This is a genomic window from Bremerella sp. TYQ1 (assembly GCF_020150455.1).
Classification (GTDB): Bacteria; Planctomycetota; Planctomycetia; order Pirellulales; family Pirellulaceae; genus Bremerella; species Bremerella volcania_A.
The window spans coordinates 4,928,266-4,945,381 of sequence record NZ_CP083740.1 but is presented as its reverse complement, the minus strand read 5'-3'; the positions used below and the strand labels follow the sequence as shown (position 1 = coordinate 4,945,381).

The following is a 17,116-nucleotide window of genomic DNA, read 5'->3' as shown; positions in this document are numbered from 1 at the left end:
GTAGCTGAACCAATTTTCACTATCTTCGTACATCGACATGTGCGAATGATTGCCTATGCCTTCCGACAGGAGTCCTCACTCGATTCAGGAGTACGATCGATGCATGCACCTCGCGTATTTCTTACCTTTGTCTTGACGTTTGTTTCGGCGATGCCACTTCTCGCCCAGGAACCGCTGGCCACGCCTCCGTCAGAGTTCCAACCGCAGTGGAACGATCGACCGCTCGAGTTGACACCAGACGAACAGCGAAACATTTACGTCTATGAAAAAGGGAATCGCTCGGTTGTTCACATCACTACGCGAAGTGTCCAGATTGATAACTTCTATTTGATGGAGCGTCCGGCCGAAGGTTCCGGCAGCGGTAGTGTTCTCGATCAACAAGGGTTGATCCTCACCAATTTCCACGTGATCGAAGGGGCTCGAGAAATTCGCGTGACGCTGTTCAATGGAGACAGCTACGCCGCGTCGCTGATCGGTCAAGATCCTGTCAACGACATCGCCGTTCTGAAAATCGACGCCCCGAAAGATGCCTTGCACCCGGTGCAGTATGGGGATTCTTCTCGGTTGAAAGTAGGCCAAAAGGTTTATGCCATCGGCAATCCTTTTGGCTTGGAACGCACGATGACCATCGGTATTATCTCCAGCTTGAACCGAGTCCTTCCGTCTCGCAGCGGTCGCACGATGAAGTCGATTATCCAGATCGATGCGGCGCTTAACCGCGGGAACTCCGGCGGCCCCCTCTTTGACAGCAGTGGGCGATTGATCGGAATGAATACTGCCATCGCTTCTCGAACAGGAGACAACACCGGGGTCGGATTCACAATTCCCGTTGCCACGATTCAGCGTGTTGTTCCTCAGTTGGTCAAGAATGGCCGTGTGATTCGTCCCGACATCGGGATCACCAGGGTCTATCAATCGGACGAAGGGCTCACCGTGGCGACCGTCGCTCCTGGCGGGCCCGCCGATCGCGCTGGCATTCGAGGGTTTCGCCTAGTCCGAGAACAAGTTCAGCGAGGGCCGTTTGTTTACGAGCAAACTCGCCTGGATCGCAGCGATGCCGATACGATTGTCGGCATCGACGATAAACCCGTTCGTTCGGCCGACGATTTACTTTCGGTGATCGAAAACAAAAAGCCTGGCGAGGAAGTCATCCTCAGCTTGCTGCGTCGCGGCGAGAAAGTTTCGGTCCCCGTTCAGTTGGGCCTGGAAGACTAGCGGCCTATTCCATCTCACGGACCGGATGCACGACGACATCTCCTTTGGTAGAGTTGTCGCTGACATACTGACGTGGTTTTCCTTCCTCTTGCAGCCAAACGCCGAGCAGCCCTGTCCCTGGCGGCAACTGCAATGCCGCAACCGGCTGCTTGAGGTTTTCCACTTCGTACGATATCACATTGCCCAGCCACTGGACCATCAACTTCTGCCCCGGCTGGGCCTCTTGATTGAGCCGCAGTTGCACCAGCAGCGGTTCGTCGACAGAAACCTTCCAGCCTACCGATCGCCCCTCTTCATAGTGGCCATCTTGATAGCGGCATAAAAGCGTTGAATCGGTCGCCACAGAGCCTAGTACGATCGGCGGCGTCTCGAAGTTTCGTGACGACTTCACGTCCGCAAACCAGGCATCGTACGCCTCGGTTAGCTCTTCGACTTTTTGAGGCATCATCGCCGCCAGATTGTTTTGCTCGTCCGGGTCCTTCTCGAGATCAAACAGCTGAATGCCTGTTCGCTGCTTCTCCGGCACTTCCGCAAGCGTCTCGCGACCGAAGCTGCCAACGTTCATCACCAGCTTATAGCGAGGCCCTAAGACGGCCGCGTTGTGATATGGTTCTGGATCGAGTCCGCGATGCACTTGAAAGAAGAGATTTCGTGGTGTGACCTCCTGTTGCTCCCCTGAAAGCTGTGGCCAGAAGCTAACGCCGTCAAGCTTATGCGGCAAGTCTGCGTCGATGCCGGTTGCTTCGATCAATGTGGGCAACCAATCCAGGTGCGCATGCCGCGTGTTGATTTCGCGAGGTTGTTTCAGCTTGCCAGGCCACTGCACAAAGCAAGGGACATGAATGCCACCTTCCAGCACCATCGACTTGCGACCGTTCAGGCCACCATTAAATCGCTTTTGCTGCGGACCATTGTCGGTCAGAAAGATAACGATCGTGTTTTCTCGCAGCTTCAGTTCATCGAGCGTCTTTAGCAGGCGACCGAAGTTGTCGTCGATATTCTCGACCATCGCATAGACTTTGGCGGTCGCTTCATCCATCCCTTTGTCGGCGTATCGTTTCCAGGCCGCTTCATCCACAATTAAGGGCGTGTGCGGAGCGTTCGTCGCAATATAAGCAAAGAATGGCTGCTGATCGTTGAGCCGAATAAAATCGATGGCCTCGGTGAAGAAGACATCGGTGCAATACCCTTTCGCTTGCACCGGGTGGCCATCTTTCCATAGCAACGGATCGAAATAATCGTTCGGCTGATCGGGGGCCTGAGTTATGCCGCCGGACTTGTGGACAAGACTATGCAGAAAGCCTTGATCTTGGGGCCGCATCGGATAATTGTCTCCCAAGTGCCATTTGCCGAAAATTCCGGTAACATAGCCTGCGTCCTGAAAGACTTCCGCCAACGTTTTTTCGTCGGTCGCCATGCGAGCCGCCCCGCGCGACGTATGAATGACCCCAGTCCGATAGAAGTATCGCCCGGTCATCAACGAGGCTCGCGTCGGTGCACAGACGGGGCTGCAATAAAACTGCGTGAGCTGGGTTCCTTGTTGAGCGAATTGATCGATATTCGGCGTGCGAATGACTTCGTTGCCATGCAATCCAAGATCGCCGTAGCCTTGATCGTCGGTCATCACCAAGACAACATTGGGACGGTCGGCCAGTGCAACGGTCGAGTAAGCAAAAACGCAAAGAGCAGTTGCAAGCCATCGGGCAGCAATTAAACGAACCATAATCGAATCAGGAACAAGGGAAGGAAAGGGGTAGAATTTGGGCGCCCCCTATTGTCACTAACGAGATCGGCTTTGGCCACGAAAAATAGCGGACAAATCACATCGCAAACGGATTTCCGTTTCCATTAATGGGCTGCACCGTGGAAGTTACGTTCGAAAATCATCCCGCAGATATCCAAGCTGTTCTTTCCGGACTGTCCTGGAAAGATCGTATCCGGGACTTTGTGCAGAACCTATCACTGGTCACCATCACGTGGCCGCTGTTTCTTCTATTCGCGATCCTCAACGAGCAAGTCCTGCTGGGTAGTCTGGCCGCAGGCGTCGCGATTTGTATCGTGATCATGTCGCTGCTGTACTTCCGTGCTTGGACACAAGCGGTCAAGAATGCGAAGGTGATCCCAGGTCAACAAACGCTTCGCTTGCACCCTGATTACCTCGAACTCTCAGCCGATCGAGGTGCTTCCCGCCGACGCTGGAATGACGTTCCCCGCGTGCAAGAGTTACCCGATTTTGTGACCATCTATATCCATCCTGTCCGGGCGTACGTAGTTCCCAAACGCTATTTCGATTCGCCGGAGCAAGCCAGTGCGTTTGCCGCTCGCGTGGAAGAGCTGCGTAGCGCGGCAATCGACACATCACCACCGCCTCTTTCGTGGGAGCAGTTCCATGCCGACTTTCAGTTCGACCAGCTTCACCTGATCCAAGCAGCCCAGTGGCAGCACGATCCATCGTTGTTAGCTCGACTTCGCTCACAAGGCGTCAACGCCGATGGCAACAACGACGTCCCATCGACGTGGGAACTGATCAAGCAAACCGTCTTTCCGTTGTGCCTGGTGTTGATGTTGATTGTTTTGAAGTGGTACGCAGGCATCACCGGCGGTTTCTTTTATTACCCCGTGCTCATCCTTGCGTCGTTGTTCTTGCTGGTTTTCGGACTGCTGCTGTTCAATCGCCTTCGCTTCTTAAGCGAACGAAAGCGCGACCAATCAGCCGACCAACTGGTCAAGATCTGGATTTACGAAGAAGGGCTGGCATGCCAGACGTTAGATGATGTGTCGCTGAATCGATGGAAGGTGTTCGATTCCATAGTCGAAGATCAAGAAGCGTTCGCTCTATTCGACGCCCAACCGTTCATTCACTTCGCGATTCCCAAGGCCGCCATACCCACGACCGAAAAGCAAACGTGGCTGCTGGAGCGAATCAAATCGTTCATCGATACCGCGCACGGCCGCGAAGAGGAAATTGTCTTAGCGGAAGTTAGTGACAACCCCTTTCAGTCGCCAATGACGCAATAAGCTAAACGCGTGGGGTGATCCGGGGATACTCGCGGCGTTGTCGCTTGACGACAGGTTCTTCCGGCGAAAGCAACTGTTCGACCAACGACTGGGCATCGTCAGCGAGGTGCAAGATTCGCGACTCCCACATCGGATTGATGACCGTATTCTGATCGAACAAGTCAGCCCCAAAGCAAGCCATCACCGCAGAAGCAATATCGCGATTTAAATCGGCGTTGGCAGGCTCGCTCACCAATTGATTGCCGAATGCTTCGATCGCCGTTTCTAAAAGTAGCGTCCACGAGGTTTGTTTCGGTGTTGCTCCCCGTTCGCTCCGAATGTCGCTGCCAAACTCTCGAACGCGTGCCTGATCGTACCCGAAACTATTGACGTCGGTATCCGCGGCGACATACCCCAGCAACATATCGGTCCAGCGCTCGGTTCGGCGGCGAAGCCGATTGAGCGGAACCATCATCGTTGCTTCCAAGCCACGCCCATGCAGTAGTAGATTCAACGCCCGATTCCTGGCTTCCATGTGCCCCAGGAAGACGCTCCGCGCTACCGGCTCCGCGACACTCTTGCGCTGAATCCGATCGTGGGCAACGCAGATCGAAATCCATACTCGTGTCAGAATATCGCTGACCAAGATCTCTTCGATCACGGGACGAGCCGCGTTCCAGAATCGCGGCAGATCCATCGCCGAGCCAGACTCTAAAAGCTGCGAGTGTGTCTTGAGACGAATCCCCCAGCGATCGAGCCGGCACTTCGACGCAATCCAGTACTGCTCCAAAGCGACGGGACTGTGGCCGGTGTTACCTCGCAAATACTCGGGCGCATGAATGGCAAGATAAGCGGCAAGCTGGACGTGTTCTCGAGCATGCATGGAAGAGTCGTTCTCGTCTAAGCAGTGGATGGCATTGGGCACTTGCTCGCCGTTGTAGAGCGAACGTTGCCGTAGGGGTCTGGTGCCGTTTCCATTTGCAAAGCGGGTGCCAGTCCCCATGAACGACCACCCATCCATTGCCACAAACCACTGCAGCAAAAGCACTTAAGACCCAACCGAAGCGGTTGTCAGGCGCAGCTTCAAGCGTAAAGAAATGTTGCGAGAACGAAACACGTTGCGATCTCACAACATGGGCGTGAACGGCGGTCGATTGCCGGCAAGTTCGTTACGCTGGAATGAAATCGGCGCGAACCAGGCGGCTTCCCTGTACTTTCCAGTAGTAACAGTAGAGATCAGAGCGTCCACCATCGACACGAAACACCAATTCAATTCGCTGCGGGGTAACGGACTCCAGAATGGCGGTGTTGAAAAGGACATGCTCGGAATTCACATTCAAACGATCGAGTTCTTGATGGCTATCGTTTTCCAGCAGGATCTGCACGCCAGGCTCGATTCCATGCAAAACGTCGGTCGTCTCGAAGACATAGAGATGGTAGGTCTGACCATCCTCAGCATGCAGACAATGCTCGGAGTGAAGCCGGTAGCCTTGATGGCAGAACCGATTCGAGTTCCGTCGCATCCATTCGCCACCACTGTCGGCGATCTTTTGCAGAGACGAGCTGTAGATGAAGCAGAACGCAATCACTACGGCTAAGACAAGCGTGATCGATTTGATTTGATTGGCCATGGTGCCCCCATTTCCGCCAAGTAACTCCCCCGAGTCATGCTGGTGATGCCACGGTAAGCTAATTCTGCATTCGCCGCCAAATATTTTGCAAAAACGCTTACAGGCCCCATATTCTTCGCGAAAGAGCTTCTTTTTTGGGTCAATAGCACGAGAAGTTTTGTCGGAAATAGCCCGAGGCCTGCTTGGGATTCGACCTTGAACCGATACCGCTTCCTCGCTATTAATCTCCAGCCCTTCGACCAAGCTGGGTCAAAAGCAGGACGATTGATCCTGCTGGAAGGTTCTCACGAATTTGAACCGGGACGCCTGTAGAAATCGGAAATCAATGCTACGCGAAGACTTACAACCGCTGATTTTGCCCGAACTTGGTCTCACCGATATCTTGGTGCGCACAAGCTTGTGGCTTGTTCCCCACGGTTCGTTTGTACGTGAAGGGGATCGCGTGCTGGAAGTTCTCGCCGGCGAAGTGACCTTCGATGTGGTTTCACCAGTCAGCGGTGTTCTGTGCGAGCAGCGCACCGAAGAAGACGATATCGTCTGCGAAGGCCAGGTACTCGGGCACATCCGTGTTGGTGCGTAATCGCTAGAAAGTCGATAGGCAGCATGCATACTGCCTAAGTCGGCGTGCTTTACAGGGCTAGTTCTGCGAGAGCGTTTCGATCTTTTCGATCCGACGCTGATGCCGACCACCCTCGAACTCGGTTTCGAGCCACGCGTCGACAATCTTCAAAACGTCTCCTTCGGCCGTCATACGTTCGCCGATCGAGATCATGTTCGCTTTGTTATGCTGACGGCTGAGCTGGGCCGTTTCCACATTCCAAGTTAGTGCGCAACGAATGTTGTGGACTCGATTTGCGGCAATCGCCTCGCCATTTCCGGAGCCGCCCAGGACGATGCCCCGTTCACATTCTCCGGCAGCGACCGCTTTGGCAGCAGGAATGATGAAGTCGGGATAGTCGCACGATTCGTCCGAATCGGTCCCGAAATCGACGACCTCATGCCCCAGCGATTTCAGATGCTCGATGATAAGCGTCTTGTACTTGTAACCGGCGTGATCCGAGGCGATGGCGATCTTCATGGGGACTGTCGTCTGAGAAAACGATCTGCGATGCAAATAGGAAAACTAGGCAGTTCACACAAAGCGATTGAGCGAACTGCAAGGCAAGCGGTTTATGATACTCAAAACGAGACCGTTTGCCATGTCCCCGCGGCCAAAGCGATTTCGCACCGCCACGGCTCAATTCACATGGCCATCGTGCGAATGGGGATTACTGCGCGGGGCTTACTGCATCGGCAGCCCATCAATGGCGGGAAACCAAGGGGGATCGTAATCGAGTAGCTGTTCGGCCGTGTTCGCGGCGACGTGCGTCGAGGCGATCAGCTGATCACTTTCCAACATCGCTCGAACTGGAAGGTCTCCCAAAACCAGCCGGACCAGTTGTGCGCCTGTCAGCTCCAAATAACTGCGGCCCAACTTACCATCGGTAAGCGTGCCTTTCCGCTTGCCCAAATGGATGCAGTACTTTTCGCCATCGATCAACAGCCCCAAATCGACCGGCAACTCCAGCCTTCGTGATTTGGCCCGTTGATGCAGCACCGAGCAGAACTCGGCCAGCTGCTGAATAGGGTCTGGCATCCGTACCATCACCTCTTCCCCTGCCGGCGAATTCTTAGGAACCGGAATGCCTCGCAAAATTCCATGCACCTCGTCCGTTGCAGGTGCCTCCAAATGAAACTCACGATGATCCGCTTCATACAAGTCGCTGCAGATTCGATTGATCAACGGCACTTTCACAGATGCTTCGCTCGGCTGTGTGACGACTTCCAGAATCCTTTCATCCTGGACGACCGCGTAGCCTGCGATCCGGTCGATCGTATCCTCTAACGCCAACTTGTTCCCTCCGCGAATCGCGACGTACAGGGCATCGAACGCTTTGCGGCGCAGCAGCCAATCCCACATCGCCGCCGAGCGGGGCGTACCGATCTGATTCGCTGCGAACGACTTTTCATATAACGAAACTAAAGCGTCCGTTTCGACTTGCCGCATCAACCGAATCCACAGCCCTGGCTCGTTGCGTGGCGACAGCGTCACGGCCTCGTCTTTCACGTCACCGCGAACTGATGCGAGATATGGCTCGGTCGCCGCTTTGCTGCGGAAGTTGCTAGAGAGTGTCACCCAGCCGAAACGTGCCAATCGCTGAGCCATCGCCGCACTCGTGCGATGCATCAGGAACGTGCCGGGGTGATGATCGAATGTTTCGTCGAGGCAGCGGAAGAACGCATCGACGTTGGTCATGTCGACATGTTCCGGAGCGAGGACAAACTCACTGGCTCGAACGTACGGCACCAAATTCCCCTGCAGCCAGACTTGCTGAGGAACACAACGAATGTGCCCAATGATCTGGTTTCCTAACCGAAACGTCAGCCGCTCTCGCGTGTCGTAGTCGGGACGTTCCTGCTGCGAGTGAAACTCGTTCTCGTCGTAAGCAAAGAGACAGTGCTTCATCAGCTGCAAGATGGCAAACTGTTCCCCTTCCTGACTCGAGGTGAGGCGAAACCTTGCCGCATCTCTGCGAGAGAGACTCGCATGAGCGAGAGATTCGGGCGGCTGAATCGTGGGCGAATAGGTCGATGATACGACGCGACGCATTCAATCCGACTCCGTTCAATAAAGACAAATCCCTTTGCGAAGTGAACTCTTTCCTTAGATTAAATCTCTTTTTGGGCAAGGTCCAGTAGCAAATTCCTTAATCCCTCTTTCGGAAACAGAACGAAGCTGTACTCTCGCGACGCAAGTAGCTGTTTCTCGTGCAACGTTTGGACGATTTGATCGCGCTCAATTCGAAGGCGCGCAACAGGTTCCGCGATTTGCTTTCGTAGCTTCGCGTTCACCTCTTCCAGCTGACGATGCCATGTACGTTTTTCTGGAAAATTTGGAACATCGGCCAACAAACGCGACTTCTCGTCTAACAAAGACTGCCAAGCCGCATCGTTTCGAACGTCCCCATCATCCACCGCGCGATCGGGATTGAACTCGGCATCGCGCAAGTGGCGTTCGACTTGTCGTAAGTCTACGCGGTCGACAGCAGACCGCTTAACGGGCAACTGCGCCGTCGCGGTTGCCGTCACGAATTCAGGCGGCTGCACGCCGAAAAAGTAACGGCATATCTCATCGGTGACTTGATCGTACTTCGCGCCGCCGATGCCGTGGACGAAAAGATCCGACGCGACCAATCGCAAAATGGTGGTCGTCATCAATGCGCGTGGTCGAATGAAAACTCCTTGCTCGGTCAGACTCTGCAGGCTTTCAGGCAACCGTTCGTCGTGCGGCAGTTCGATTTGCCAGCCGGCTTTATCGGTCAGAATAATGCGTTTCAGCGAGACCGAAACCCATAGCCCGCGCCGACTTGCGTTCTCTTGCGTCCAAATCCAGAACGGCACCTCCACGAAACCATCTTCCGCCCCCAAGTCTGGTACCGGATGAGAAGTGCTGCGGATCTTATGCACGTCGCGGTACTGCTGTACACAACGGTTGTAGGCGTAGCGATAACTCATCGCGTTCGCGAAAACATATCCGGCGACCTGGCAAAACCATTCCGTTTGACAAAGCCGACTTAGCGGCACATCCAACGTTCGTAGGCCGAACGATTCTTCCAAGCGACTGCGAGCAGCCGAGAACGCCAATCCAAGCGGCAGTCCCGACTCGACTGCTTCCACAACATCAGGCCAAAACGTCGACACCAGCGGATTGGCAACCAACGGACCAATCGTTTCCTCGGTTCGCTGAGCAAATGTTCGCAACGTTTCCAAGGAACTCGCGTAAGTCATTTCCCACGCTACACGAGGGCCTGGCATGTCGTAGGCGATCCGAGCCGGCTTGGGCTCGCTCGGGCTTCCTGTCAGGGCTGAGATCGAAGGGGCAGGGGCCACATCGTTATCGACGATAACATTAATTGCCGTCCCTCCGACGCTTGCCGCCAATTGATCGACCAGAAAGTTCTTAAACCAAACGCCAGGATGATAAAGAGCCGGCTGGTGACCGGTCAGCACCACGGGGCGATCGACGTCCGGCAGTTGCGGCACGTTCCGATACCGCGATGAATGCTCGATGGCCAGCTGAACGATCTCACGCCGAGCCGTTTGACGAAGCGATTCCAGGGGCGTTTGATCGTAGCTAAGCGTTGCCTGGGCGGCGTTTTGAAACCGTGACTGGTTCTCGGCAATCAGTTGCGACGGGTGAAGCGGGCTCGGATCGACCAGCACTTCACCGTCGCCTCGCGGCGCACGGATGCGTTGATACTCGATTCCGGATGGCTCGCCGGTCATAAGATTGGATGCTTACCCCAGATGTTTCAGCAAGATGCCAACGTCTGAACGCCGACATTCGCCAGGCCGCTACGTGCGAGACTTCGATCGAGGACGAAGTGATAATAGTTCAGCCGGGTACTGCCGTCATCCAACGCTCCACCAAACGAACGATTTTCGTCCAAGTAGATCAGCGGGACGGGAAGTTCGACAATGTTCAGCCCAGCCTTGGCTGCTTCGACCCACAACTCCAGCGGCATCGCATAGCCGGTCTCGGTAACGTCCATCTTCTTCAGCGATTCGACGCGGTAAGCCTTAAAGCCACAAAACGCATCGGTCAGCCGGAACCCCAACAGACGATTCAGCTCCGACGTGACACGGCGATTGATAAACAACCGCTGGGCGGGCGGTTCGCTTTGCCCCTCGAACTGTTTTAGATAACGGCTTCCAGAAACGATGTCGACCGAACGGCAGGCCTTGATGAATTTAGGAATCAACTGCGGTTCGTGCTGACCATCGCAGTCCATCGTCACCAGTACGTCGAACGAATGCTGTTCGGCATAGCGAAACGCCGTTAGCAGGGCCGCGCCGTAACCAGAATTCTTTTCGTGCGTTACGACGATAATGTCGTCGCGTTCTTGCAGCAGAGAAAGCGTGTCGTCGGTCGAGCCGTCGTTGACCACCAACACGGTGTGACCATAACCAACCACTTGGTCTAAAACCGCGTGGATCGTCTTGGCTTCGTTGTACACCGGCAGGGCGATCAAGGCTTTCTCAGGCTGTGTCATATAGGTTCGCCAATCGTGCGGAAGGTTAATTTACGAAGGTAAGTTCGCAACCATTTTGCGAAGTGGTCAACCGAAGTCACGGTTTTCATACCGGAGCCGGCCCAACTTACGACAGCAACTGCTGTGCCACCTTGCGTCCTAACCATTGTTACATCAATACGTTAGATTGACAAACGGTTGTCGATCAATGGTCGTAACCAAGTCGGCAATCCGCACTTGCGGACACAACGGTTGTGGCAACAACAGTTTGGATGCCGAGTATTATCGGCACGTCGCAGAAATTTCACGCAAAGTGAATTGGGTCGGTTTCCTGCCGGCTACCCCAGATTTCGGTCTCGGGGAACGCATCGGCCAGTACGGTGGCCAGTTTCTCGACCGCAAAGCGTTCGCTCGCATAATGACCGACGAGAATCAAAGCGACATTTTGTGCTTTGGCTTCCAGACACGTATGAAAGCTGGTCTCGCCAAGAATCAGGCAGTCGACCTGGTTTTCGATCGCTTTTCCGAGAAGTTCGCCCGCTGAACCACATCCGACCGCCACGGTTTGGATGTCGCCTGTCCCGCGGCCGACCATTTTTACCATCGGCGCCCGAGTGACCTGTTTGGCCAACTCCGCGACACGAGCCAACGGCATGCCCCCCTCAGCCAATTTCCCCCATCGCCCACTCCCCACTTGCGAAGTCGGCCCCGAGACGCCCAGCAGATCGACCGGTACCAACGGCTGAACATCGGTCAGCCCAATCGCGGTGGCCAACTGCTGGTTGATTCCCTGGGCGCACGAATCAAACGCGGTGTGAGGGCTGTAGACGGCGATGTTATTCTGGATCAGCTTCAACAGCATCTTGCCGACCGTATCGCCGCTGGTGATTCTCTTGAGCGGTCGAAAGGGGAGCGGATGATGCGTGACGATCAAATCGGCGTCTGCTTCGATCGCTTCGTCGACCACTTCTGGCGTGATCGTCAAACAGGTCACAATTCCCTCGATCGACTGCTGCTCGTCACCGATCAACAGTCCGACGTTGTCCCACGATTCGGCCAATTGAGACGGCGCGAACCGTTCGAGAAATTCGCAAACACTACTTAGCTTTAAGGGATTCGCCACGGGAGAAACTCTCGTCAGGATGCAGGAACAAGTAGGGATCTACTGTTCATCCTTCACTTCCACGCGATGATTGAAAACCCGGGTACCCCCAATTTCTCGCAATCGAAGCAAGATTGTCGATCCATCCAGGTCCTTTGCATCCGGAATCCGGTAAACAATGGACGTACGGCCAAGCCCGAAGTTCATGACACGTTGTCGCATTTGCCGGCGTCCGGTCGCATAAAGCAAAGCATCGAACGAAATCAGCTCTTCTTCAAGATTATGGATGGTCGCTTCGATGACCAGTTCGCCCGTTTCCTTGTCGAACGTCGCGGTCGATTCCACTTGCATCATCCCGCTACCAACTTGAATCTCGCGATAAACGCTGAACTCGTATTCCTGATCGCCACTTATCTGAAAATCGATTCGCACCGGCTGCATACCGCTATCGGCGTCGGCACGAAGCAGCACTTTGTAAGGCGACTTCAATTCGCCGCCGCGCGTCAGCTTGAACCGTAAAATACCGGGATTCACGTTCCATACATCAGGTGCAATCAAGTGAGCCGTGCCACTGATTGCCGTTGGGAATGTGTTGCGAACCGTGGCATCGATTCGTTGCGTTCGACCGAAGTCGCTTTCCAGTTCGGCTGGTTCAAACTGAAACGCCAACCGCATCCGAGCCACGCTGTCGTTCAAGCCGACCAAAAACTGCGGGAACGGACCGACCGGAATGACTTGCTGGTTGCCAAACTGCTCTGGCACGCGTTCGCGTCCCCACAAGTCGATGATGCGAACATCGTCTCCCAGGTAAAGCGTTTCGTCGATCGAGCGTGAATTCCAAATCAGCATCACCGTGCGATCGCCTCGCGAGAACACATGATTATGGCTTCCCTCCGGCAGTTGAATGCTGCCGCGGTACTGGGTGCCTGAGATCAAGCGAGTTGTCGTCCGCCATGGCAGTAGAAGCTCCGAAGGCGAGCCATCTTCGTTCATCACGCCATATTCACGATCGAAAGGCTTCGGCACAAACGCGGCGTCGACTTCGTGAATCTTCGCGGCAACCATTTTTTCGACCAGGTCTCGGGCCCGCTCTTCGGTCGTATAACGGGAACGGGGCAGGGGATAGATCGTCGCGAAACGGGTTGTCTTGCCTTGCGATTTGTCGAGGTAGATTCCTAGCTCGTCTTTGGTCAACGGCAGTAACTCGTCCATGTCTCCCGTCGGAGGCAAGATCGAGTAGGCCAGAAAGTCGTAGGGATGATTGCCTCCCGCAGGCGTTTCAGCCATCCAACGCCACGGAATCCCCAGCTGAATATCTTGCCCACTGGTACGCAGTTCCTGGCGAATTTGCTTCAGCTTTTCCTGCAAGTTGGTGTAGCCCACAAAGCTGACGTCGTCGTCGGCACCTAACTGCCAGTAATGCACCGTCAACGAAAGCCGCGTCAAAATCGGCTCGATGTAAGGGCGCCACAACAGCGGTTCGGCAAAGACGTTCGCGACCAGCATGGTCTCTTGCTCGCCGAACAAGTTCCGAATGTCCGCCGGCGGTTTATCAATCACCGCGACGACATTAATGTTGTGCTTGTTAAGACGTTCGGCAAAGCGAGCCAGGTTGTTGGCTCGTTCCAAGTCGTTGTCGTTATACCAAACGGGGAACTTGACCCAGTTCACACCGGCTGTTGTCAGCAGGTCGAACATGCGTTGGAAGTCGAGCGGGTTTTCGCCATCGGGCAGCGACCAGCCGAACTCTCCCTTCTCGGCATACGAATCTCGCGATACGACCGCCACGGTCATGACGCGGCGATGCATGAGCCCGGAGCTGCCGACCATGGTGGCACGGATTTCGTAGAAACCATTCTGCGAAATCGGTGGCTTCCATTCGATATCGCCGGCGTAGCCGACATCCCAGTTTTCGTCCTGGTAAGCTTTCTTGCCGAACAGCTCCGAGATCTTCTCGGTCTTCCGAGCGACCACTTTCCCATCGAGCTTGCTTTCCTGCCGAGCCAACGACTGCTGGCCGACATCGACAAGTTCAAACACCATGCTCGGGTCACGCTCCAGAATACCGGAGACGTTGCACTTCACTTTGATCGGTTGATCGTTGAAATAAACGCTGCCGCCGTCCGCCGTTTCCAGCGTCATCTTGGGGAGCCGAGCAAACCACAGATCGTCGAACCAGACATTGCCGGTCAGATCTTCGTCGACATCTCCCTGCGGACCGATGTGCAATCCGATGACGGCCAGCTGCAAGTTGGTATTCACCGGAGCGATCGGCCCGATGCGGACTTTGACCCAGCCGCCCGTTTCGCGGAATTTTTCGGAATAGTACGTCTCGACAGGCTCTTGCTTGTCGTTGAAGAATGTCAGCGAGATGTACGCTTTGTCGAATTCCAGTCCTTCTGTCTTGATGCGGCCTTCCAGCACGTAGCTGAAAATATCTCGCACGGCGATCGGCGGGCTGTAAGCCGTTGCCGCTCCGCCATCGAGCCGCATGTTCAGCGAGCGTTTATTGTGGGCGGCGTCTTCGTCGGTGATTTCGATATCGACATAGCGTGGATAGCCAGGCCCCGTTCGACGCGTCCACTGGTCCGGCCACAGATCGTAGTTTCGATCGGCGTCTTCCTCAAAGTCGCATTGAAACAGCTCGATCGCCTCGGGATGACGCTGTTCTAATGGCGCATCCTTCCAATCCGCGCCCAGAAGCAACAGCGGAACGAGGATGTACGGATTCATAGTCACCGGCCGAAAATAGAGAGAAATCGAAGCTGAGGACCGCGCAAACTCCTCGCGCAGTCCGCTCAACTCTTGCTTATGGCTCGGCGGTCGTAGTCACCGCTTGCCAATTCCTGCTTCGCCCCTCACGATGAAAAACGAAACAATCGCTATAATCGTCACGTTGCCAACCCACGCATTCCCTCTCAGCGACCAAGCCTTCTTATGATTCGAATCAGTGTTCAACTCCGCAGCCTTCGTCAACCGTTCCGGAAAGCCTTGGAGACGGCCGGACAACTGGGGGCCGATGCGGTCGAGATCGACCTGCGTAACGAACTTCGCCCTGAAGAACTGACGCAAACCGGTATTCGGCATCTCAAGAAGATCATGTCGGACTATAACCTGAAGATCGCGTCGGTCGCCTTCCCGACACGGCGCGGCTACAACGTGCTGGACGATCTCGACCGACGCGTTGCCGCTACGAAATCGGCGATGGATGCCGCTTACCAACTGGGCGCCAAAGTGTTGGTCAATCACATCGGCGGTATCGACGAAGAGCTGACCGCCGAAACGAATACGCGCCTGCTGGAAGTCCTCCACGATCTGGCCCGGCATGCCGACACGTGCGGGGTCACATTCGCCGCGAAAACTGGCCAGGTCGATGGCGTGGTGCTGCGGAAGTTTCTCGATCAACTTCCCGAAGGTGCGTTGGGAGTCGATTTCGATCCCGGGGCGTTAATCATCAACGGTTTCTCAGCGGAAGAGTCGTACCAGGCTCTCGCCAAGTATGTTGCCAACGTGCGGGGGAAAGATGGCGTGAAAGATCTTGCCCGAGGACGCGGCATCGAAGTCCCCCTCGGCCGCGGTACCGTCGATTTCCCGTTGCTGATCGCATCGCTGGAAGAAGCTCGCTATAAGGGCTACATCTGTGTCGAACGCGAACACCCCGAGCATCCCGTCCAGGAAGTGTCCGACGGTCTCGAGTTCCTCCGTAACGTTCAGATTCCGTGATCTTGTTTGGCGGACTCCCGCCACGACGCTACGATGAAGGCAATACACATGGCCCCATTTTCTATTCGGGGCCACGGATTCTCGATCGTATCACGCCTCACTTGCTTCGGAGTCACCTCCTATGTCACGTGCCATTTGCTTGTTATTGCTGCTTCCCCTGGCTTGGTCTCCCGCAACTCTTCTGGCTCAGGAAGCACTGGCCCATGAAGACAAGCCGGCCGAAGCCAGCGACGTTCAAGCCAGGCGTTTCGCTGCGTTCGAGAAGACGCTGAACAACGTTGCCCTGATTGGGTCGTTCACGATCTCTGGCAAAGAAGACAAAGCCCCCAAGCCGGAACGGTACGAGATCAAAAACGTTCGCAAGCTCGATGAAGGGGACGTCTGGCTGTTCAATGCCCGCATCAAGTATGGCGACAAAGATGTCACGCTGCCGTTGCCGTTGGAAGTGAAATGGGCCGGCATGACGCCAGTCATCACGCTCGATAAAACAACCATCCCCGGCATGGGTACCTTCAGCGCTCACGTGGTGATCGACGAAGACAAGTACGCCGGCACATGGACGCACGGCGAAGTGGGCGGAGCCTTGTTCGGTCGTATTGAAAAGCTCGATACCGAAGCGAATGCGGCTACGCCGAAGGAATCGCCGTAACGAGCGTTGCCATCGCTAACGCGGCCGTTTCGACTCGCAAGATGCGCGGGCCTAACGAGACGACCTGGCATCCTTGCTCGGCGGCCGCAGCCACTTCTTCGTCGGTAAAACCACCTTCCGGCCCAATGATCGCCAACACGTCGGTCGCCGGAAGGAGTGTCTCGTGATGAAACGGTTCGCCGCTGGGATGCATCACGAACGAAGCAGCGGGACGAGACGCCAAGACTTCTTCCAACGTCTGGCCTTCTTCGACCACCATCAAGTGGTTCCGCTCGCACTGCTTGCTGGCTTCGATCACGGCGCGGCGCAGTCGCTCGATTGCCTTTTCCACCGGTTGAGCCACGCCCCGTTTGGTAAGCAGGGGCACCAAGCGAGCGACGCCTAGCTCGACACACTTTTCGACCAGCCAGCGTTGTCGGTCTCCCTTCGGCAATGCGACCGCCAGCGTCAGCTTGCGTGCCGCTTCCCGCGAAACGTCCACCTTCTTGCGAACGGCCCCGATCACCTTCTTTTTGCCGACCGAAGTCAACTCAATTTCGTACTCGGTTCCTTGGCCATCGAAACCGACCACCATGTCGCCCACGTTGGCACGCATCACTTTGGCCAAGTGCTGCGATTCCGCCTCGGCAAACGTCACTTCTTCCGTGGTGGGAGGCTGGTCGAGAAAAAAACGTTCCGACATGCGGCTTTTGAGGGATCAAGGTTCAGGAATGCATGAAGACAGCGG

Annotated in this window: 15 protein-coding genes; 5 read left to right on the top strand and 10 right to left on the bottom strand. The window is 55.3% G+C overall.

From position 1 onward, the window contains the following. Nucleotides 1–99 precede the first annotated feature (99 nt). Entirely contained in the window at nt 100–1,215 is a 1,116-nt protein-coding gene (locus LA756_RS20050; RefSeq protein ID WP_224436510.1) for a S1C family serine protease, read from the top strand. A 4-nt stretch (nt 1,216–1,219) separates the two neighbouring features. Here the strand turns inward: LA756_RS20050 and LA756_RS20045 are convergent, their stop codons facing one another. After that, the gene (locus LA756_RS20045; protein ID WP_224436509.1) at nt 1,220–2,938 is read right to left on the bottom strand and encodes an arylsulfatase; all 1,719 of its coding nucleotides are present in this window, start codon (nt 2,936–2,938) and stop codon (nt 1,220–1,222) included. Between the two features lie 140 nt (nt 2,939–3,078). Here LA756_RS20045 and LA756_RS20040 point away from each other — a divergent pair, with 140 nt between their 5' ends. Next, entirely contained in the window at nt 3,079–4,233 is a 1,155-nt protein-coding gene (locus LA756_RS20040) for a YcxB family protein (protein ID WP_224436508.1), read from the top strand. A gap of 1 nt (nt 4,234) precedes the next feature. Here the strand turns inward: LA756_RS20040 and LA756_RS20035 are convergent, their stop codons facing one another. Both LA756_RS20035 and LA756_RS20030 read right to left on the bottom strand, forming a co-directional pair. After that, on the bottom strand, nt 4,235–5,215 hold the full coding sequence (locus tag LA756_RS20035; RefSeq protein WP_224436507.1) for a hypothetical protein: 981 nt from the start codon (nt 5,213–5,215) through the stop codon (nt 4,235–4,237). Between the two features lie 166 nt (nt 5,216–5,381). Continuing rightward, nucleotides 5,382–5,843, bottom strand: coding sequence for a hypothetical protein (locus tag LA756_RS20030; RefSeq protein WP_224436506.1), 462 nt, complete (start codon nt 5,841–5,843; stop codon nt 5,382–5,384). Between the two features lie 325 nt (nt 5,844–6,168). On the opposite strand from LA756_RS20030, the gene LA756_RS20025 reads away from it, so the two are divergent. Continuing rightward, complete coding sequence (locus LA756_RS20025; RefSeq protein WP_224436505.1) at nt 6,169–6,423, top strand: biotin/lipoyl-containing protein; 255 nt, start codon at nt 6,169–6,171, stop codon at nt 6,421–6,423. A gap of 57 nt (nt 6,424–6,480) precedes the next feature. Here the strand turns inward: LA756_RS20025 and rpiB are convergent, their stop codons facing one another. The 6 genes from rpiB to LA756_RS19995 all read right to left on the bottom strand — a co-directional run bounded on the left by rpiB (nt 6,481) and on the right by LA756_RS19995 (nt 14,750). Then, nucleotides 6,481–6,921: a ribose 5-phosphate isomerase B gene (gene rpiB, locus LA756_RS20020; RefSeq protein ID WP_224436504.1), complete on the bottom strand. Its 441-nt coding sequence runs from the start codon at nt 6,919–6,921 to the stop codon at nt 6,481–6,483. A 204-nt stretch (nt 6,922–7,125) separates the two neighbouring features. Beyond that, complete coding sequence (locus LA756_RS20015; protein ID WP_224436503.1) at nt 7,126–8,493, bottom strand: hypothetical protein; 1,368 nt, start codon at nt 8,491–8,493, stop codon at nt 7,126–7,128. 59 nt (nt 8,494–8,552) lie between these two features. Next, nucleotides 8,553–10,169, bottom strand: coding sequence for a hypothetical protein (locus LA756_RS20010; RefSeq protein ID WP_224436502.1), 1,617 nt, complete (start codon nt 10,167–10,169; stop codon nt 8,553–8,555). Nucleotides 10,170–10,195: 26 nt separating this feature from the next. Further along, nucleotides 10,196–10,936 (bottom strand): glycosyltransferase family 2 protein, encoded by a 741-nt coding sequence (locus tag LA756_RS20005; RefSeq protein WP_224436501.1) that lies wholly within the window; start codon nt 10,934–10,936, stop codon nt 10,196–10,198. A 283-nt stretch (nt 10,937–11,219) separates the two neighbouring features. Continuing rightward, complete coding sequence (locus LA756_RS20000) at nt 11,220–12,038, bottom strand: Nif3-like dinuclear metal center hexameric protein (protein WP_224436500.1); 819 nt, start codon at nt 12,036–12,038, stop codon at nt 11,220–11,222. 39 nt (nt 12,039–12,077) lie between these two features. After that, a complete protein-coding gene (locus LA756_RS19995; RefSeq protein ID WP_224436499.1) occupies nt 12,078–14,750 on the bottom strand; it encodes a hypothetical protein in 2,673 nt (890 codons plus the stop codon). Between the two features lie 204 nt (nt 14,751–14,954). On the opposite strand from LA756_RS19995, the gene LA756_RS19990 reads away from it, so the two are divergent. Together LA756_RS19990 and LA756_RS19985 are read left to right on the top strand one after the other, a co-directional pair. Continuing rightward, complete coding sequence (locus LA756_RS19990) at nt 14,955–15,740, top strand: sugar phosphate isomerase/epimerase (RefSeq protein WP_224436498.1); 786 nt, start codon at nt 14,955–14,957, stop codon at nt 15,738–15,740. Between the two features lie 121 nt (nt 15,741–15,861). Further along, nucleotides 15,862–16,389 (top strand): hypothetical protein, encoded by a 528-nt coding sequence (locus LA756_RS19985; RefSeq protein ID WP_224436497.1) that lies wholly within the window; start codon nt 15,862–15,864, stop codon nt 16,387–16,389. On the opposite strand, the gene LA756_RS19980 is transcribed toward LA756_RS19985, so the two are convergent. After that, nucleotides 16,367–17,071 (bottom strand): 16S rRNA (uracil(1498)-N(3))-methyltransferase, encoded by a 705-nt coding sequence (locus LA756_RS19980; RefSeq protein ID WP_224436496.1) that lies wholly within the window; start codon nt 17,069–17,071, stop codon nt 16,367–16,369. The two genes, LA756_RS19985 and LA756_RS19980, sit on opposite strands and share 23 nt — an antisense overlap. Nucleotides 17,072–17,116 lie beyond the last annotated feature (45 nt).

Excerpts from the sequence above, each read along its gene's own strand:
- LA756_RS19985 (WP_224436497.1), top strand. The coding sequence starts at position 15,862 with ATGTCACGTGCCATTTGCTTGTTATTGCTGCTTCCCCTGGCTTGGTCT.
- LA756_RS20010 (WP_224436502.1), bottom strand. The coding sequence starts at position 10,169 with ATGACCGGCGAGCCATCCGGAATCGAGTATCAACGCATCCGTGCGCCG.
- rpiB (WP_224436504.1), bottom strand. The coding sequence starts at position 6,921 with ATGAAGATCGCCATCGCCTCGGATCACGCCGGTTACAAGTACAAGACG.
- LA756_RS19990 (WP_224436498.1), top strand. The coding sequence starts at position 14,955 with ATGATTCGAATCAGTGTTCAACTCCGCAGCCTTCGTCAACCGTTCCGG.
- LA756_RS20050 (WP_224436510.1), top strand. The coding sequence starts at position 100 with ATGCATGCACCTCGCGTATTTCTTACCTTTGTCTTGACGTTTGTTTCG.
- LA756_RS20025 (WP_224436505.1), top strand. The coding sequence starts at position 6,169 with ATGCTACGCGAAGACTTACAACCGCTGATTTTGCCCGAACTTGGTCTC.
- LA756_RS20045 (WP_224436509.1), bottom strand. The coding sequence starts at position 2,938 with ATGGTTCGTTTAATTGCTGCCCGATGGCTTGCAACTGCTCTTTGCGTT.
- LA756_RS19995 (WP_224436499.1), bottom strand. The coding sequence starts at position 14,750 with ATGAATCCGTACATCCTCGTTCCGCTGTTGCTTCTGGGCGCGGATTGG.
- LA756_RS20030 (WP_224436506.1), bottom strand. The coding sequence starts at position 5,843 with ATGGCCAATCAAATCAAATCGATCACGCTTGTCTTAGCCGTAGTGATT.
- LA756_RS19980 (WP_224436496.1), bottom strand. The coding sequence starts at position 17,071 with ATGTCGGAACGTTTTTTTCTCGACCAGCCTCCCACCACGGAAGAAGTG.
- LA756_RS20015 (WP_224436503.1), bottom strand. The coding sequence starts at position 8,493 with ATGCGTCGCGTCGTATCATCGACCTATTCGCCCACGATTCAGCCGCCC.
- LA756_RS20005 (WP_224436501.1), bottom strand. The coding sequence starts at position 10,936 with ATGACACAGCCTGAGAAAGCCTTGATCGCCCTGCCGGTGTACAACGAA.
- LA756_RS20035 (WP_224436507.1), bottom strand. The coding sequence starts at position 5,215 with ATGGGGACTGGCACCCGCTTTGCAAATGGAAACGGCACCAGACCCCTA.